Raw genomic sequence first — 16,929 nt, 5'->3', positions numbered from 1 at the left:
GATCGATCCCCGGCACGGACCCTAGTGACGCGCGGAGTCCCGCGGGACCGAACGCGTCGTCGGGAGCCTCAGCCGGTGGCGCCGCGCCTCAGCCAGGCCAGTGCTCCGTGCCCGGCGACCACCCCGCTGCTGAACGACGCCTGCAGCAGGTAGCCGCCCGTCGGCGCCTCCCAGTCGAGCATCTCGCCAGCCACGAACGTGCCCGGCAGCCGGCGCAGCATGAGCGCCCCGTCGACGTCCGACCATGTCACGCCGCCCGCCGACGAGATCGCCTCGGCGATCGGCATCGTCCCGGTCACCGTCACCGGAACCGCCGTGATCAGCGCGGCCGCGGCGGCGGCGTCGTCGGGCACCGCACCACCGCTCGCCTCGCGCAGGAGTCCGACGGCGACCGGATCCAGACCGGTCGAGCGGCGCAGCCACGTCGACACCGAGTCCTTCGCCCGCCGGCGTCCGAGCCGGTCGGTGAGCTGCCCGACGGTGAGGTCGGGACGCAGGTCGACGTCCAGCACGCACGTCCCCTCGCGGTCCAGGGCCTGGCGGATCGCGGCACCGAGCGCGTACACCGGACCGCCCTCCAGGCCGGTGCGGGTGACCATCGCGTCGCCGCGCACCGGATCCGTGTCGACCCCGCGGACCGTCAGCCGCAGGTGCTTGACCGGCGTCCCCTCGAACCGGTCCGCGAAGACGTCGCTCCACGCGACCCGGACGCCGACGTTCGCCGCGCGGAACGGGGCGATCGCGACGCCGCGCTCACGGAACGGCCCGACCCATCCGCCGTCGGACCCCAGCTGCGGCCACGACGCGCCGCCGAGGGCGAAGACGGTCGCGTCCGCGGCGGCGTCACTCGTCGCGCCGTCGCGGCCGGTGAACCGCAGACCGCCGTCGTCCGGGGCCCAGCCGGTCCAGCGCTGCCGGGTACGGACGGTGACCCCGAGGTCGGCGAGCCGTGCCAGCCACGCCCGGAGCAGGGGCGTCGCCCGGAACGCCTCGGGGAACACGCGCCCGCTCGACCCGACGAACGTGGGCTCGCCCAGGTCGGCGCACCAGTTGCGCAGGTCGTCCGGGCTGAAGGCGGCGAGCATCGGGGCGACCTGGTCGGCCGCGTCGCCGTACCGGGGCCCGAAGCGCGCGAGGTCCTCGGTGTGGGTGAGGTTCAGCCCGCCGTGGCCGGCCATGAGGAGCTTGCGCCCGACCGAGGGCATCCGCTCGTACACGGTCACGGCGACGCCGGCCCGGGCCAGCACCTCCGCCGCCATCAGTCCCGCCGGCCCGCCGCCGACGACGGTCGCGGTGCTCATGACCGGTCGCGCGCGACGTCGAGGGGGCCGATGGGCACCCGCCGAACGTAGCCCATGGCACCCGGGCCATCGCCGGCGCCCGCTGGCGGCGCTACGGCGTCAGGACGATCTTGAAGGCGTCGTCGGTCTTCTTCTGGAACGCCTCGTAGGCCCGCGGCGCCTCGCTGAGCGGCAGCCGGTGACTGGCGAAGGTGTCGACGCCGAGGGGATCGTCGTCACCCAGCAGCGGCATGATGTCGTCCACCCACCGCTTCACGTTGGCCTGCCCCATGCGCAGCTGGATCTGCTTGTCGAACATCGTCATCAGCGGCATCGGGTCGACCATGCCGCCGTACACGCCGATGATCGAGATGGTGCCGCCGCGCCGCACGATGTCGATCGCGGCGTACAGCGCGCCGAGCCGGTCCAGCCCCGCCTTCTCCGTGAGCGGTGCGGCGATGGCGTCCGGCAGGAGCCCCGTGATGGTCTGCACGACCTTGCCGCCCGGTGACCCGTGCGCCTCCATCCCGACGGCGTCGATGACGGCGTCCGGGCCCCTGCCGCCGGTGAGGTCGCGCAGCACGGCCGCGACGTCGTCGTGCTCGCGCAGGTCGACCGTCTCCATGCCGCGGGCACGTGCGCGCTCGAGGCGTTCCGGGACCAGGTCGACCCCGAACACCCGGCCGGCGCCCTGGTGCAGGGCGATCCGCCCGGCCATCGCGCCGATCGGGCCGAGACCCAGGACGGCGACGGTCCCGCCCCGCGGGATCGCGGCGTACTGCACCGCCTGCCACGCGGTCGGCAGCACGTCGGAGAGGTAGACGAAGCGGTCGTCCGCCGGCCCGTGCGGGACCTTGATGTGGGTCGACTGCGCCTGCGGCACGCGCAGGTACTCCGCCTGACCGCCCGGCACCTGCCCGTACAGCTTGGAGAAGCCGAACAGCGCCGCCCCGGTCCCCTGCTCGCGCACCTGGGTCGTCTCGCACTGGGTGTAGAGGCCGCCGTCGCACATGAAGCAGTGCCCGCAGGAGATCTGGAACGGGATGACGACCCGGTCGCCCGGCGCCAGACCGGTCACGCCGCTGCCGACCTCCTCCACGATGCCCATCGGCTCGTGGCCGAGGATGTCACCGGCGTCCATGAAGGCACCCAGGGTCTCGTACAGGTGCAGGTCCGAGCCGCAGATGTTCGTGCTGGTGATCCGCACGACCGCATCGGTGTCCTGCTCGATCCGCGGGTCGGGGACGTCCTCGACGCGCACGTCGCGCTTGCCCTGCCAGGTCACAGCCTTCATCGCGTGCGCCTCCACCTCGTGCTGGCCGGTCCGGTCCGGTCCAGATCCGATGCGACCCAATCAGAGGTCGGCGCGGGCTGCCCGTCGGGAGCGGCGGTGGGTGCAGGCCGGAGCCTCTCGGCGGCGGAACGTGCGGCCCCGCGCCCAGGGGTCAGGCGTCCTCGGTCAGGCGGATGGTCCGCAGCCGGCGGGACGCGTACCAGACGCTGCCCACGGTGACGAGCGTGAGCAGGACGACGGCGACCGGCAGGCCGACCGCGGAAGCGATGCCGAGGCGCTCGGCGTCCGCGCCCACCACGCTCTGCGTGACCGCCAGGGACCACTGCTGGATGCTCAGCGCCTGCGCGCCGGGGACGAACTGGCCGATGAGCGACTCCCACAGGAGCGCGTAGAGCAGCCCGAGGACGACGGCGTTGCGGCTGACCACCGCCAGCAGCAGGAACACGGCGCTGTAGGCGATCCCGGCGAGGAGGCTGCCGACCCCGTAGCCGACGGGCACGGCCCCCAGCCCACCGGTCATGATCACCCCGCCGATGAGCACGGGGAGCGCCCCGAAGAGCGTGACGATGCCGATGGCGACCAGCGCCTTGGTCACCACGATGACGGACCGACGCAGCGGCTTGGCCAGCAGGTACACGATGGAGCCGTCGTCGATCTCCGGGCCGATGGCGCCGGTGCCCGCGATGAGCGCGAGCAGGGGCAGCAGGACCGCGAGACCGAACCCGTTCAGCAGCTCGGCGGCGAGCCCGTCGGCGCCGTCCGGCCCCGCCCCGGCCAGGACCCGGGCGAGGACGCAGATGACGAGGAGGGCGGCGGGCAGCAGCAGGAGCAGCAGCGCGCGCCGTCGGCCGAGGATGGCGCGGGAGGTGAGCCGCGCGACGGTGGCGTTCATCGGGTCTCCAGGTTCATCGCGCCACCAGGTAGGAGAAGACGCTCTCGAGGGACTCGTCGGCCGGTCGCACCTCGTACAGCCGGATGCCGCCCCGGGCCGCGAGCTGCGGCAGCGCGTGGATGAAGGCGGCGAAGTCGGTCGCCTGCACGTGCACACCGCCCACCCGCTCCACCCCGACGGCGCTCACCCGCTCGCTGCCGGCCACGATCTCCACGCTGGACGTGCTCGGCTCGGCGATCACCGCGGCGGCCAGGGCCCGGTCGTCGCTGGAGCGGATCGTGTACTGGTGCGGGCGGCGGGTCATCAGCCGGCGGATCTCCCGGAAGTCACCGGAGGCGGCGTGACGCCCGGCCACCATGACCTCGATGCGGCCGGCGATCTGCTCGACCTCCTCGAGGATGTGCGAGCTGAACAGGATCGTCCGGCCCTCGCCACCCAGCCGGTCGAGCAGCTCCATGAGCTGCAGGCGCTGGCGGGGGTCCATGCCGTTGAACGGCTCGTCGAGCAGCAGCACCGCCGGGTCGTGCACCAGTGCCGTGGCCATCTTGATCCGCTGGCGCATGCCCTTGGAGTAGGTGCGGATGTCGCGGTCCTGGGCGTCCGCCATCTGCACCGTGTCGATCGCGCGCCGGGCCGCAGCCGCCGGGTCCGGGAGGCGGTGCAGCGTCGCGTTGGCGAGCACGAAGTCCCAGCCGGACAGGTTGTCGTACATGTCCTCACGCTCGGGCACCAGGCCGAGGTCGCGGTAGACGTCCTCGTTGCGCCACACGGGCCGGTCGTCCAGCGCGACGGTCCCCGCTGACGGCGCCAGGAAGCCCGCCATCATGTGGATGAGGGTCGACTTGCCGGCGCCGTTGGGGCCGAGCAGCCCGGTGACGCCGGGCCCGATGTGCATGGTGACGTCGTTGACCGCGACGACGTTGCCGAACCAGCGGGACACCGCCTCCAGGCTCAGCGTGCTCATGACGTCGGCACCCTCCGGTAGCGGGCGAGCAGGGCGAGGTAGCAGCCGACGACGAGCAGCACCGCCGCCGCGACGAAGACGACCGCGCCCAGGGTCCCCGGCGGCTCGACGACGGTGCTCGACGCCCCCAGCACGCTGCTGAGGACGCCGTCCACGAGGGTCGACGGGGAGATGAGGCCGGAGAGGCCGGCCAGGGTCGTGTTGCCGAGCTCGTCGGCGATCGCCCACACGGCGACCTGCGCCCCGGACAGCACGAGCAGGACGGCGATGACGGCCGCGACCCCCAGTCCTCGCCGGGGGGTGAACGCCGCGATGAGCAGGCCGACGCCGGCCAGGACGACGGCGTACAGCAGAGCCGCGAGCAGCCCCAGCGCGAGGTCGGGAGCCTGCTCGGAGAACGGGATCTTGGCCAGCAGCGCGCCGGCGAACATGATCACCAGCGGCAGCGCCATGAGCACGAACAGCGCCGTCGTCATCGCGGCCAGCTTCGCCTGCACGTACTGCGGGCGCTGCAACGGGCGGGCGAAGTACAGCGGGACGACGCGGTAGCGCAGGTCCCGCGAGACGAGCACCGGGGCCTGCGCGGCCAGGAAGATCGCCACCACGGTCTGCACGTTGAACAGGTACTCGGTGTAGCCGAGCGGGAGGTCGTCGCCGCCCACCACGGTGGTGACGACGACGAGGACGATCGCGGGCAGGCACATCGCCGCCAGCAGCAGCAGCGGCATGATCTTCGACCGCATCGACCGGCCCAGCCCGTAGGCGCCGCGCAGGCCGTCCACGAACAGCGAGCGCTGCACGTACCGGGTGCCCAGCCGGGGTCCGTCGTAGTGCCGGTAGCCGATGTCGTGGATGACACCGCCGCCGGCCGCCTGTGGTGGGAGCTGCGGCTGCTCAGGTGCCGACATGGCTGCCACCTCCGGTCGCGAAGAGCTCGGACATCCGGTGCCGCCGTCGCTCCATCCGGACCAGCCCGAGGTCGAGCCCGGCCACGGCATCACGGATGAGGTCGAGCAGGGCGTCGTCGTCGAGCTGCACCTCCAGCTGCCGCCCGTGCGACCGGCTGGGCACACCGCGCTGCTCCAGCAGCGCCGCGAGCGGCGTGACGTCGCCGTCCACCTCGACGAGGAGAGCAGTGGTCTCGGTGGTCATGGCGACGGTGCTGGAGTGGCGCAGCAGGCGGCCGCCGTCGACGACGACGACGCTGTCGCAGACCCGCTCCAGCTCGCCGAGCAGGTGCGACGTGACGAGCACCGAGATGCCGAACTCGGCGCCGATGCGGCGGATGAGTCCGAGCATGTCGTCGCGGCCGGCGGGATCCAGCCCGTTGGTCGGCTCGTCGAGCATCACGAGGTCGGGGTCGTGGACGAGGGCCTGCGCGAGCTTGACCCGTTGCCGCATGCCGGTGGAGTACCCGCCCATCGGCCGGTACCGCTCCTCGTAGAGCCCGACGTGGCGCAGGGTGTCGGCGCTGCGCTCGCGGGCGGCGGTGGTCGGCAGGCCGGACATGCGCGCCATGTGGACGATGAACTCGGTCGCGGTCACGTCCGGCGGCAGGCAGTCGTGCTCGGGCATGTACCCGACGCGCTCGCGGATGGCGGTGCCCTCGGTCGCGATGTCCAGGTCCAGCAACCGCGCGCTGCCGGACGTCGCGGGGACCAGGCCCAGCAGCATCTTCAGCAGGGTCGACTTGCCGGCGCCGTTCGCGCCCACCAGGCCGACGACGCCGGGAGCCACGTCCACCGTCAGGTCGTCGACCGCGGTGACGGCGCCGAACCGCTTGGTCAGGGCCCGCGTGCTGATGAGGGTCATCGGTGGGCCACGCCGGGGCGGGGTCGCTGCCGGGCGTGGGGCTGCCGGGCGTGGGGCTGCCGGGTGACGGGCTGCCGGGAGCGCGCTGCGGGCGTCATGGGACCCTCTCGTCGCCGAGGCTGGTGGCCGGTGCTGCGGCGAGAGTAGCGGGCCGGGTGCACCGTCCGGCGCAGGACTCGACCTCGCCGCGCTACGCGGCGCCGAACCGTCCGGCGATCCGGTCGAACGAGCTCACGAGCCAGGGGCTCACCGCCCAGGGCGCCGCCTCGACCGTGCGGCGCAGCTGGTCCGGTGCCACCCACACGAGGTCCATCACCTCGTCCGGGTTCGCGGCGGGCGCCTGCGTGGTCCGGGCGAAGTAGATCGGGCACATCTCGTTCTCGACGATGCCGGAGGCGTCCGTCGCGCGGTACCGGAAGTCGGCGTCGACCAGCTCGAGGTCGGTGACGGCGATCCCCAGCTCGTCCAGGCCGCGCCGGCGCACCGCGTCGGCCATCGGCTCACCCGGCGCGGGGTGGCCGCAGAAGCTGTTGGTCCAGACGCCGGGCCAGGTGCGCTTGCTCAGCGCGCGGCGGGTCACCAGCACGCGCCCCCGCTCGTCGAACACGTGGCAGGAGAACGCCAGGTGCAGCGAGGTGTCGGTCGTGTGCACCTCCGCCTTGTTCGCCACGCCGATGTGCTCGCCGGCCTCGTCGAGCAGGACGACCGTCTCTTCACGGGTCACGACGGGTCTCCTCGGTGGCGGTGGCCTGATGGTGACGACCAGTCAAACACGGCGCCGGGCCGCGACGGTCCACGCCCCGACGCGGCGGGACGGTCCCCGCCGGCACCCGAGGACGCCTCACGCCGGGGTCGCCCGGAGCAGTCGCGCCACCGCGAGCATCGCGCCGCCCAGCACCGCGGGGATGCCTCCGCCGGGGTGGACCGACGCCCCGACCCGCCACAGCCACGGTCGCCACGGGTCGCAGTACGACGGGCGGTGCAGCGGGCCGCTGAGCCACGGCGGTCGGGCGGCGCCGTAGAGCGCTCCGTGCGGCTCCCCGAAGGCGCCGTAGTGCTGCGGGTCGAGCACGACGTGCTCGTCGAGGTGGTCGGTGAGCGGGGCGTCGAGCCCCAGGGCGGCCGAGATCCGCTCGACCTCGCGGCGCACGAACGGGTGCTCGACGGTGTAGCGCCCGCCGTCCGCGGGAGCGGTGAGCAGGATGCCCACCGTGCTGCGGGTGTTGGGGTAGACCTCGCCCGGACGGTACTGGTTGACGAACGCCATGGTGTCCGCCGGCTCGTCGCCCGCCTCGAGGCTGCGGTACAGCGCGGCAGGCTTCGTCGGCAGCACGACGCTGTGCGTGGCGAGCGTGGCCGGCAGGTCCTCGCGCAGCACCCCGTACACCGCGATGCCGGAGCACGAGAGGGTGCGCGGGCGCACGCGCGGACGGGTGCGGGCCGGCGCCCGGCCGAGCCCGACGAGGGACGCGAGCCGGTCGGCGTCCAGCGCGCCCACGACGACGTCGGCCCGGTGCTCGGCGTGCACCGTGACGACCCGCCCGCGCTCGATGCGCACGACGGGCTCGTCCCGGCGGACCTCGACCCCGGCCGCCTCGGCGAGCCGGGCGAGCGCCAGCACGACCTCGTGCACCCCGCCGCGAGGCACCCAGACGCCGGTCTCGGCCATGATCGCCGGCATGCTCGCGTACAGGGCGGGGGTGCGCGACGGCGAGACACCGGCGTTGAGCGTGTGGATCGCGATGATCTCCCGCAGCCCGTCGGGCAGCCAGGGCAGGCCGTCGAGGTAGGCGCGGGTGGTCAGCCGCGACCCGTAGACGCCGAGCAGCCGCCGCAGCGCCGGCAGTGCCGCCCGGTCGAGGGGCTCGGTGTGCAGCAGCGTCGACACGTCGTCGGCGAGCGGGGCGTGCAGGTCGCAGAAGCGGCGCCAGGCGGGGTACCACGGGTGGTCCGGCGCGACCGGCAGGGACGTCTCCTCGCCCCGGAGGTAGTACCGGCCGACCTCGGGCATCCGCACGAGGTCGAGGCGGCCGACGTCGGACACCGGGCGCCGGCCGTCGTCGAGCCGGCGCAACAGCTCGTCCCACACCGCCGGGAACGTCACCAGGGACGGTCCGGTGTCGATCCGCTCGCCGCCGAGCAGCACGCGGCGGCTCTTGCCGCCCAGCTCGCCCGACGCCTCGAGGAGCACGACGCGGTGACCGGCCCGGGCCAGCAGCGCGGAGGCCGCCAGCCCGCCGAGCCCGCCGCCGACGACCACGATGCGGCTCACGACCGGCCCCCGTCGCACACGCGCACACAGGCCGTCACGGGTAGCGCCCGACGAAGATGGCGACGGTGAGCAGGACCCCGGCGACGGAACCCGCGAGGTAGGGGAACGCGACCGACAGGGGGTAGAGACGGTGCGCCGTGGCGGGCGTCGGGTCCCGCAGCAGGCGCCCCACGAGGACGCCGGCGATCGCCAGGTTCACCACCGCCACGGGCACGCTCACCAGGGCGAACAGCACCGACGACAGCACCCACCACGACCCGCTCCACACCGCGACCCCTCGGGGGCCCAGCAGCACCGCTGTCGTCGTGATGCCGGCCTCGCGGTCCTCGACGATGTCCTGCACCGCGTCGAACGGGTGCTTCGCGACGCTCCACGCCATCAGCCCGACGGCCGCCGGCCACACCGGTGCGACCCCCAGCGCCAGCGGCACGATGACCAGCGGCAGCGCGTAGGCGGCGTTGCTCAGCGAGTCCAGGACGGGTCGCGCCTTGAACCGCAGCGGCGGGGCGGAGTACCAGACGAACACGGCCGCGTAGAGCGCGATCACCGCGTTCGCCGCCGCCGGCAGCGCGAGCAGGAAGTACGCGAGGAAGGGCAGGTTGGTCGCGGCGACGGCCCAGGCGATCCCTCGGACCTCCGACGGCCGGATCCGCGCCCCCTCCATCGACCCCTTGCGGGGGTTGGCGGCGTCGGTCTCCTGGTCGTAGATGTCGTTGACGCCGTAGATGAGCAGGTTGAACGGCAGGGTCAGCCACAGGATGACCGGCAGGGCCCGCAGGTCCATGAGCGCCCCGGTGAGCCAGACCGCGACGACCCCCGAGCCGATGGTGTTGATCCACAGGACGGGCCGGGAGATGTGCACGAGCCGCCCGACGACCGTGCGGATCCCGCCCCGGGAGGTCTGCGGCGTCGTCTCGGCCGTGTCAGCGACGGGAGTACCCGCCGCACGACGAGCGTCCGGGCGTGCGGCTGTCGCGCATGCTGTCGCTCCTCGAGATCGTCGCCGTGCGGGTCGCCCACCCGGGGTGAAGGTAACCCGGGAGAGCCGGCCCCCGCCAACGGGCCGCCGGGACGGGCAGGCGGCCGGCCCGCCCCCGCGGGCGCCGGCCGGGGCGCGGACCGCAGCGCGACGCCGGGGCAGACTGGGCGGGTGCGGATGATGCTGCTGACGGCCGGGACCCGCGGCGACATCGAGCCGTTCGTGGCCCTCGCCCGGGCCGCCGCCGCCCGCGGTCACAGCGTCCGGTTGGGGGTGCCCGACGACGCCGACCGGCCGGCCGGGGTGGACGTCGTCGGCCTCGACCTCGACTTCCGGCGGGTGATGTCGCCCGGCGGCGGGGCCCCGTGGACGCTCGCCCGTCACCTCGGCCGGGAGGTGCGCCCCGCATTGCGGCGGATGTTCGCGGCCGCCGTCCGCCAGACCGTGGCGTTCGCGCCCGACGTCGTCGTGCACCACCCGCTGATCCTCAGCGCGCCGATGGCGGCCGACGCGCTCGGCGTGCCGCGCGTCCTCGTCGAGCTGTCACCCGTCGCGACGCCGTCGGGGGTGTTCCCGGCCGCGGGGGGCCCGACGGCCACCGTCGACCTCGGCCGCTGGAACCGGTCCACGTACGCCGTCCCGCGCGCCGCCGCCCGCCTGCTCGACGCCGACGTCGTCCGGGCCGCGGCCCAGCTGCCGGGCGGCCGCCGCTCCGCCTCCCGCACCGCGTCCCGGGCGACGCTCATGGCCGTCAGCCCCCAGCTGCTGCCGAGGCCGCACGACTGGCCGCCCCGGGTCCACCTCACCGGCTCCTGGCACGACGACGCGCTCGCGGCGCCGCTCGACGCGGAGGTCGCGGACTTCGTGCACGACGGCGGCCACCTCGTCGCGTCGTTCGGCTCGATGGCGGTGGGCGGCGCGCAGGCCCGCGCCCGGGCGGTGGTGGGCGCCGCCCGCGCCCACGGGTTGCGGGCGCTCCTGCTGACCGGGTGGGGCGGGCTGGAGCTGCCGGTCGCTCTGCGGGGCGCCGACGTCCTCGCGGTGCGGGCGGCGTCGTTCGGCGCGGTCATGCCGGGGGCGGCGCTGGCGGTCCACCACGGCGGCGCCGGCACCTCGCACGCGGTCGCCCGGGCGGGCGTCCCGGCCGTCGTCGTGCCGGTCACCGCGGACCAGCCGTTCTGGGGCGCCCAGCTGCACCGGCAGGGGATCGCCGCGCGACCGGTCCCGGTGCGCCGGCTGACGTCCGCAGCGCTCACCTCCGCGGTCGCCGACGCGCTGGCGTGCCGCGAGCGGGCCGCCGAGGTCGGCCGAGCCATGCGCGGCGAGGACGGGCTGGGGACGGCGCTCGACGTGCTGGGGTCGCTGTAGGAGCGCAGCACGCCGGCGCCCCGGGGCGCCGGGCGGGTGTGGGCCGCGCACCGACGGACGCCCTTGCCCCCTGTGCCCTTTATCGCTAACGTTCCGGTCACACCCGATGTAAAACGTTTTCTACCGCTGCGCGGAACGACGACATCGAGGCTGCAACGGCGCAGCGCACGGCCCCAGCGCTGCCGGCGACGACGCCGCGACGGACGAGAGGTATGGGGCGGTTCACGGACAGGACGTCGGCCCGGACGGGGCACACCCCCGCCACGCCGGCTCCCCAGCGCAAGCACGAGAGGATCGATGATGATTCGACGCACCACACGACGAGGTGGGGCGACCGCGGTGACGACGCCGCGGACCCACCGGCCCGGTGCCCCCCGGTGGGCGGGAGTGGGCCTCGCGGTCGCTCTCGCGACGGTCGGGCTGGCACCGACCGCCCAGGCCGCCCGTCACCACGACACCACGCCGCAGGCACCGATCGCCTCGCTGAAGGAGGTCTACAGCGACTACTTCGACGTCGGGAACATCTGGTCGGGCCCGGCGACGTACGCGGCGGGGTCGCCCAACTCGGCCGTGGTCGAGCGGCACTTCAGCATCATGACCGCCGAGAACGCCATGAAGCCCGACCAGCTGCTGCCGAACGCCAACATCAACCGGGCCACGGGCGAGTGGACCTTCAACTTCGGGCCCGCGGACGCCTTCGTCGACCAGACGCTCGCGCGCGGCATGAAGGTCCACGGGCACGTGCTGGTCTGGCACGGGCAGTCGCCGCCCAACCTCAACCGGGGCCTCACGCGCGACGAGGCCCGCGCCAACATGGAGCGCTACATCGAGGAGGTCCTGACGCACTACCGCGGGAAGGTCGTCTCCTGGGACGTCGTCAACGAGGCGTTCGTCGACGGGCTCGCGGAGTTCGACCCCGCGACCCAGGACTGGCGGGACTTCCTGCGCGGCGGCCCGAACGGCGGGTTCTCCGACTGGTACAACGCCTACGCCAACGGCGCCGACCTGGCAGCGGGCGAGTCGCCGGCGGACTTCCTCTACGACGCGTTCGTGTTCGCCCGGACGTACGGTCCCGAGACGCGGCTCGAGTACAACGACTTCAACGTCTTCCAGTCCGAGGGCAAGGGCCAGGCGATCATCGCGATGGCCACGGACCTCAACGAGCGGTACGCCGCCGAGCACCCCGAGGACCCGCGGCAGCTCGTGGAGGTCATCGGCCTGCAGTCGCACAACTACATCAACCAGACGCCGGCCTTCGCCTGCTCCGACCTCACGCGCCTGCCCGAGCTGGTGGACGACGACGCCGAGGAGTGGCGGCCGGGTGCCTGCTCGAACGAGGCGTCGGTGGAGCGGTCGCTCCAGCTCATCACCGAGGCGGGCTTCGAGGCCGACATCAGCGAGCTCGACCTGCAGGTGTGGGAGGCCTGGAACGGCCAGCCCGAGGGGGACGACCGGTCGCTCTACCGCGACCTGAACGACCCGTCGGTCGCCGACCGGATCTCGCGCGGCGAGTTCGACTACTGGGTCGGCAAGATCAGCAGCCGCACCGAGCTGGAGGCCATCCAGGCCCAGCGGTTCGCCGAGTACTTCGCGGTCTACAAGAAGTACTCCCAGGACATCCACCGGGTGACCTTCTGGGGCCTGAACGACCAGCTCAGCTGGCGATCGACGCACAACCCGCTGCTGTTCAACAGCGACTGGACCCCGAAGCTGGGCGCGGTGGCGGTCGCTGACCCCGAGGGCTGGCTGGGCCTGCGCAAGCCGGTCACCGACACGTCGCGACTCGAGGACGTCGTCGCCGAGGCCAAGGCGCTGAACCCGACCGGGCGGGACTACACCGGCAAGAGCGTCGCCGCGGTCCGTCTTGCCGCGGGCAAGGCACGGGTGGTCATGGCCACCCGGAGCACCCAGGCGGAGGTCGACGCCGCGACCGCTCGGGTCGTCGCCGCGATCGCCGCGCTCGAGCGGAGGTAGCCCGCACCGGATGACCGAGGCCCTCGACGGGCCGGGAGGCGCTCGCCGCTCCCGGCTCGCGAGGGCCTCGGCATGTCCGGCCGGTGCGGCACGGGGGTTGCAGGGACCGGAGACCGGTCGCGACCTGCGGTGATGCTGGGAGCGGGTGACGGGAATCGAACCCGCGCTATCAGCTTGGGAATTGGCGTCGAGCGCGACCGGACATCCGCTCGTGGTGGAACGGCGCCAGCTCAGGCGTGAAGGTCCATGGTGCTCGCCCGTCGGTGCCGCTGAGTGACTTTGGCCGGCTGCCGGATCGGGCACGCAACGGGCACGGGCTTGGCCAGGGAGAGCCGCCGACCCGATAGCGGAGCACAGAACCCGACGGAGGTCTGGGTCAGGGGGGAGCGCAGCTCATCACGTAGTGACGCCGCAGGCGCCCTTGATGCGGACCGAAGCCGGGCGGATGCTCAGCGGCCGGGTCGACGGCTCGGAGGTGCGACAAACGACTGACTTGGCAGCCATGGCTGTCGCGGGTAGGTGGGTCGCTGCGGTGGGCCCGGCGGACGTGTGAATCTCAACTCACTCGATTCGCAGTCGACCCGATCGTCTCCCCAGTCCCCGAGCAGTGCGTCGCGCACGTCGCCGAGCCTGCAGAGCATGCCGCTGGCGGGGACGCGCCCGCTCGCGTGCTTCCACCCGATTCTGATGAGCACGCGGGATGATGTTGGCCATGTCTTCGACCCCTCCGCCGATCTCGGAGCCTTCCCCTCCGGTGCGCATGCCCCTCCCGAACAACACATACACCATTGTCGAGGTTGTGAAGGCACTGGACGAACTTTGGGTGGGGACGAGTCGGCACGAGTCTCGCAGTGTCGTGGTCGCTTGGAAGAACGGCGCAACGAAGACGATCGACGTGCACGACCTAAATCGCATCATGGACGTAGACCGCGTCCTCCGCATTTATGTCAATTGGCGTTTCGACGACGGTTCTACAGTTGAGGGGTACTTGATACGGCCGGAGCACGTTTTTTTGAGCGTGCGAGGCGGCGGACTAGCCATGGCGGCTACGCATCGGTGCCGCGACGAGCTCGCGGGTGTTCGCCCCGGGCGCGCCCGGATCAGGGGAATCGTATCCGGACTCTGGATTCCCTCAATCTGGCTGGTGCTACTGCTGGCATATTCCGTCTGGGCCGAGTTGCGCGAGCCGGGATCCCTGCTGGCTGGGGTGTCGCAAACTTTGAGCACGCCTCTGGTACTCGTGCTTGTTATCTTGTGGAACTTCCTGGTCTACTTTGGTTTCCGTACGCTATCCCGTCGATTCGGGGGTGGCCACCTGGTTCGCAAGCCAGCCGCGCAGGGCTCATGGCTTACGGCGGAGGTGGGCGTAGCGGCCGGGGTTCTAGCTGCTTTACTAGCTCTCGGCAGCTTCGTCGTCGCGATGCTGGCCCTGAGGGGCGGTACCTGAGGCGTCACGACTTATAGAAGCCCTTTCGGTGTGCCGAGGACGGCGCGCCAGCGCCGCCCGCAGGCACGCGTCGGCGTAGCCGGCGCCTTGATTCATTAGAGCGGAGTTCGGCAGTGCGGGGCGGCGGGGAGGCGACGCCGGAGCGGCGGCTAGTCAGCGCAAGGTAACGCCCAAGTGACGACCTGCTTGACGCGGTCACGTCGAACGACTGCTTCATAGTCACTTGCCTGAACACAGGCCGCTGTGAATAGAGCAACCCCGTCGGGGCCCTTGGCGGTGGCCCGTTTAGCTGCCTCCTTGAATGTAGCATGGTCACTCGCGCGTTGGTCGACGAACCGAAGTTTCAGCCGCGCAGACGCATTCCATTTGCGCCCGGCGAGGAGAGTCGCGTCGGCATTATGTAAAGCGTGCGCTCCGCAAGACAGCAGTAGATCGATGGGCACCGCCAATCGCATGAGGCGCTCGGGCAGAGCTCTGAGCCAGAGCGACGTGATCGGATGGATCGATTGGTGTGCCGCGCTGTTGCGCTCGGCGGATATAGCGCGGAACTCTTCAGCGAGGTCGAGATTCTGGCCAGCAGGGTTCGTCGTGGTGAAGCCAATGCGGCCCGCTACCCCGCGGACGGTCTCCCAGGATCCGTCGATCCAGAAGTGACTCATGGCCCCAGCGATGTCGGCGGCGCCCAGATTACTTCCGGGCCACGCCCAGGTGAATGGCGATACCGATAGCGCGGCGCCCACTGCCGTCAGGTTTTGGCCTAGTCCGCTCGAGAACTGTCGCATCTCCGCCGTAGTAACGTTCTGTCGGCGCAGTCGCGCCGTCGCCACGTCGAGCGTGTGCTGTATCGCGCGTCGCTGGAGTTTGTCAGGCAAGTCAAGAAATTGCACCGGTCCCGCGTTAACGTGCGATGCGAGTTCGGTAAGCCGGTCGTCGACGAAGTTCTCAAGCAAGTTATAGGCCGCGACGGTTAGGCCGCGTCGCAAAAAGGCGCCAGCACCGTCTTGAGCCGTTACAGCGGGCTCGCTTAGCGCGGTAGTGAAGGCGGCCATACCATCGACAAAGGCCGCCCGGGCTGCGCTGCTCATTCAGCCCACGAAGGGTCGAAGGGTCTGGATGAGCGCTTCGGTCCTGAACCGTAAGCGCGACGGGGTGTTGGTCCCACGCCGCACGGCCTCGTCGAATTCGGCAGAGTCGAAGAGCTGGGCCGTCGCGGATCGAACCTCGGTTTGCTGCTTGACCAAGTTGGCACGATCCTCCTCATTAAGGCTTGCGACGGCGATCATCTGCGCGTCATACAGACCTGCGAGAGCCTGATCCCTACCAGGCCGCTTGAAAGCCTCCCCGTCCCAAACTGCCTCTGCGATATCGATGGCGTTGCGGAAAGTTTTTGCAAGGCGGTCAAGATGCCCGGGCTCGAGGAAGCGATTCACCATCATGAATTGGTCCATCGCCTCGCGGAGTCCTCCGCTGAAGGCACGCCAGTGGGCGTGCAGAGTAAAAAAGCGCAAGACGAATTCTGCGTCGGTCATCTGCCGATAAGCCGGCGACGACGGCGGTTGGACCTTGAACTGCTTGCGCAGGAAGTCGTTCTCGGCGAGGCCGTAGATTAGATCGTTGAGGGGACCGCGATATGCGACGTTCCGAATCTCTTGCGCGTTCAACACTTCACCACCAGTGTTGAGTCGCAGAAACACCTCGTGCTTGAGCTCCTCATTGCTCTGGCGAAGCAGCGTCGTGATGCGCAGATTCTTCATTCCGAGAGCGTTCTGAACCTGAGGAGGCAGCTGTGAATAGCGAAGCCCATTGAAATCTGTCAAGCGAGTCAGTCCGCGTAATGTGAGTCTGTCCGCGAAAAATACGCTGATGGCGGTCAGTCGCTGCTTTCCGTCGATGACGGCATAGCTCCCGATGCGCGCCAGGTCCTCCGCCAGATACACGGGCGGGACAGGAATATTGGTCATTAGTGATTCTATAAGGAGCGATTGCCGTTCGGAGTCCCAGCGATCCCGTCTCTGAAAGCTGGGTGCAACGTCGATGGCCTGTGTCTCGACCAGCCGAGCGAGAGAGACGAGTCCTTGGTCGGCAATCTCGAGCACTGCCGCCCGCTGCGCTTCAAGGAACGCCGCAACCAAGTCTGTTCGTTCGCCAGATTGATGTGACGGCGATCCGTGACGGTCTGCCATCGCTGCTCCTTCGTTTAGGCGAACAAGGTGTGGGCTACTCAAGCAACCCTAGCCACCCAGCGGGTGAACGGCTCGACCGAGCGGCGCGACCCGGCGCCCCGCGGGCCAAGCACACGACCTGGGCTCCTGACGCCTCGACCAAGAGTGAGGGTCGGTTCGGGCTGCTGCCGGGCGCCCCGTCAGAGAAGAAACTGATTGCCCGGCCGTAGCCTACCGCCGATTGTGCGCGTCCATACGTTGCCGTCTCCGTCAGCGAACATGACTCCAAAAGTGTTCTTACGTTCGCCCCATGGCGGCGCACAAGGCCCTAGGCGAATAGTCATGCTAGTCGAATCGCCGGGTGCCACAACCTCGGGCCCGCGTAGATGTGGGCGTGCTCGCCAGTCGTAGGAGGCATAGCCCCATAGGTCGAGAGGCAGAAGGCTAGAACGGTAGCCCTCATACTGAGGGTCGGGTGGCTCAGT

At 71.3% G+C, this 16,929-nt stretch carries 14 protein-coding genes; 3 read left to right on the top strand and 11 right to left on the bottom strand.

Going from position 1 to position 16,929, the window contains the following annotated elements:
* Window positions 1–68 precede the first annotated feature (68 nt).
* The 9 genes from Q0840_RS01625 to Q0840_RS01585 form a co-directional block, all read right to left on the bottom strand.
* Window positions 69–1,301, bottom strand: coding sequence for a TIGR03862 family flavoprotein (locus Q0840_RS01625; protein ID WP_298455340.1), 1,233 nt, complete (start codon window positions 1,299–1,301; stop codon window positions 69–71).
* A 91-nt stretch (window positions 1,302–1,392) separates the two neighbouring features.
* A complete protein-coding gene (locus tag Q0840_RS01620) occupies window positions 1,393–2,574 on the bottom strand; it encodes a zinc-dependent alcohol dehydrogenase (RefSeq protein WP_298455337.1) in 1,182 nt (393 codons plus the stop codon).
* Window positions 2,575–2,725: 151 nt separating this feature from the next.
* Window positions 2,726–3,466 carry an ABC transporter permease subunit gene (locus Q0840_RS01615; protein WP_298455335.1) on the bottom strand — a complete coding sequence of 247 codons (741 nt, stop codon included), beginning with the start codon at window positions 3,464–3,466 and terminating at the stop codon, window positions 2,726–2,728.
* A gap of 13 nt (window positions 3,467–3,479) precedes the next feature.
* Window positions 3,480–4,430: an ABC transporter ATP-binding protein gene (locus tag Q0840_RS01610; protein WP_298455332.1), complete on the bottom strand. Its 951-nt coding sequence runs from the start codon at window positions 4,428–4,430 to the stop codon at window positions 3,480–3,482.
* Window positions 4,427–5,338 carry an ABC transporter permease gene (locus tag Q0840_RS01605; RefSeq protein ID WP_298455330.1) on the bottom strand — a complete coding sequence of 304 codons (912 nt, stop codon included), beginning with the start codon at window positions 5,336–5,338 and terminating at the stop codon, window positions 4,427–4,429. The genes Q0840_RS01610 and Q0840_RS01605 overlap by 4 nt, the downstream gene beginning before the upstream one ends.
* Window positions 5,325–6,242: an ABC transporter ATP-binding protein gene (locus tag Q0840_RS01600; protein WP_298455328.1), complete on the bottom strand. Its 918-nt coding sequence runs from the start codon at window positions 6,240–6,242 to the stop codon at window positions 5,325–5,327. Before Q0840_RS01600 ends, Q0840_RS01605 begins: the two co-directional genes overlap by 14 nt.
* Before the next feature lie 190 nt (window positions 6,243–6,432).
* Complete coding sequence (gene idi / locus Q0840_RS01595) at window positions 6,433–6,966, bottom strand: isopentenyl-diphosphate Delta-isomerase (protein ID WP_298455326.1); 534 nt, start codon at window positions 6,964–6,966, stop codon at window positions 6,433–6,435.
* A 117-nt stretch (window positions 6,967–7,083) separates the two neighbouring features.
* Window positions 7,084–8,514, bottom strand: coding sequence for an NAD(P)/FAD-dependent oxidoreductase (locus Q0840_RS01590; protein WP_298455324.1), 1,431 nt, complete (start codon window positions 8,512–8,514; stop codon window positions 7,084–7,086).
* A 34-nt stretch (window positions 8,515–8,548) separates the two neighbouring features.
* The gene (locus Q0840_RS01585; RefSeq protein WP_298455519.1) at window positions 8,549–9,400 is read right to left on the bottom strand and encodes a UbiA family prenyltransferase; all 852 of its coding nucleotides are present in this window, start codon (window positions 9,398–9,400) and stop codon (window positions 8,549–8,551) included.
* A gap of 270 nt (window positions 9,401–9,670) precedes the next feature.
* On the opposite strand from Q0840_RS01585, the gene Q0840_RS01580 reads away from it, so the two are divergent.
* The 3 genes from Q0840_RS01580 to Q0840_RS01570 all read left to right on the top strand — a co-directional run bounded on the left by Q0840_RS01580 (window position 9,671) and on the right by Q0840_RS01570 (window position 14,282).
* Complete coding sequence (locus Q0840_RS01580) at window positions 9,671–10,861, top strand: nucleotide disphospho-sugar-binding domain-containing protein (RefSeq protein WP_298455322.1); 1,191 nt, start codon at window positions 9,671–9,673, stop codon at window positions 10,859–10,861.
* A gap of 339 nt (window positions 10,862–11,200) precedes the next feature.
* Entirely contained in the window at window positions 11,201–12,835 is a 1,635-nt protein-coding gene (locus tag Q0840_RS01575) for an endo-1,4-beta-xylanase (protein ID WP_298455320.1), read from the top strand.
* Window positions 12,836–13,634: 799 nt separating this feature from the next.
* Window positions 13,635–14,282 carry a hypothetical protein gene (locus Q0840_RS01570; protein ID WP_298455318.1) on the top strand — a complete coding sequence of 216 codons (648 nt, stop codon included), beginning with the start codon at window positions 13,635–13,637 and terminating at the stop codon, window positions 14,280–14,282.
* A 149-nt stretch (window positions 14,283–14,431) separates the two neighbouring features.
* Here the strand turns inward: Q0840_RS01570 and Q0840_RS01565 are convergent, their stop codons facing one another.
* Together Q0840_RS01565 and Q0840_RS01560 are read right to left on the bottom strand one after the other, a co-directional pair.
* Complete coding sequence (locus tag Q0840_RS01565; RefSeq protein ID WP_298455316.1) at window positions 14,432–15,367, bottom strand: hypothetical protein; 936 nt, start codon at window positions 15,365–15,367, stop codon at window positions 14,432–14,434.
* Complete coding sequence (locus tag Q0840_RS01560; RefSeq protein WP_298455313.1) at window positions 15,368–16,465, bottom strand: DUF262 domain-containing protein; 1,098 nt, start codon at window positions 16,463–16,465, stop codon at window positions 15,368–15,370. It lies immediately after the preceding gene.
* Window positions 16,466–16,929 lie beyond the last annotated feature (464 nt).

It is taken from the genome of uncultured Cellulomonas sp. (genome assembly GCF_947494015.1).
Taxonomy (GTDB): Bacteria; Actinomycetota; Actinomycetes; order Actinomycetales; family Cellulomonadaceae; genus Pengzhenrongella.
The sequence above is the reverse complement of the archived record's forward strand: the minus strand, read 5'-3'. Positions and strand labels throughout refer to the sequence as shown.

What these genes read in the sequence shown, in the direction of transcription:
- Q0840_RS01610 (WP_298455332.1), bottom strand. Translation starts at nt 4,430, where the DNA reads ATGAGCACGCTGAGCCTGGAGGCGGTGTCCCGCTGGTTCGGCAACGTC.
- Q0840_RS01565 (WP_298455316.1), bottom strand. Translation starts at nt 15,367, where the DNA reads ATGAGCAGCGCAGCCCGGGCGGCCTTTGTCGATGGTATGGCCGCCTTC.
- Q0840_RS01600 (WP_298455328.1), bottom strand. Translation starts at nt 6,242, where the DNA reads ATGACCCTCATCAGCACGCGGGCCCTGACCAAGCGGTTCGGCGCCGTC.
- Q0840_RS01625 (WP_298455340.1), bottom strand. Translation starts at nt 1,301, where the DNA reads ATGAGCACCGCGACCGTCGTCGGCGGCGGGCCGGCGGGACTGATGGCG.
- Q0840_RS01580 (WP_298455322.1), top strand. Translation starts at nt 9,671, where the DNA reads ATGATGCTGCTGACGGCCGGGACCCGCGGCGACATCGAGCCGTTCGTG.
- Q0840_RS01605 (WP_298455330.1), bottom strand. Translation starts at nt 5,338, where the DNA reads ATGTCGGCACCTGAGCAGCCGCAGCTCCCACCACAGGCGGCCGGCGGC.
- Q0840_RS01560 (WP_298455313.1), bottom strand. Translation starts at nt 16,465, where the DNA reads ATGGCAGACCGTCACGGATCGCCGTCACATCAATCTGGCGAACGAACA.
- Q0840_RS01615 (WP_298455335.1), bottom strand. Translation starts at nt 3,466, where the DNA reads ATGAACGCCACCGTCGCGCGGCTCACCTCCCGCGCCATCCTCGGCCGA.
- Q0840_RS01620 (WP_298455337.1), bottom strand. Translation starts at nt 2,574, where the DNA reads ATGAAGGCTGTGACCTGGCAGGGCAAGCGCGACGTGCGCGTCGAGGAC.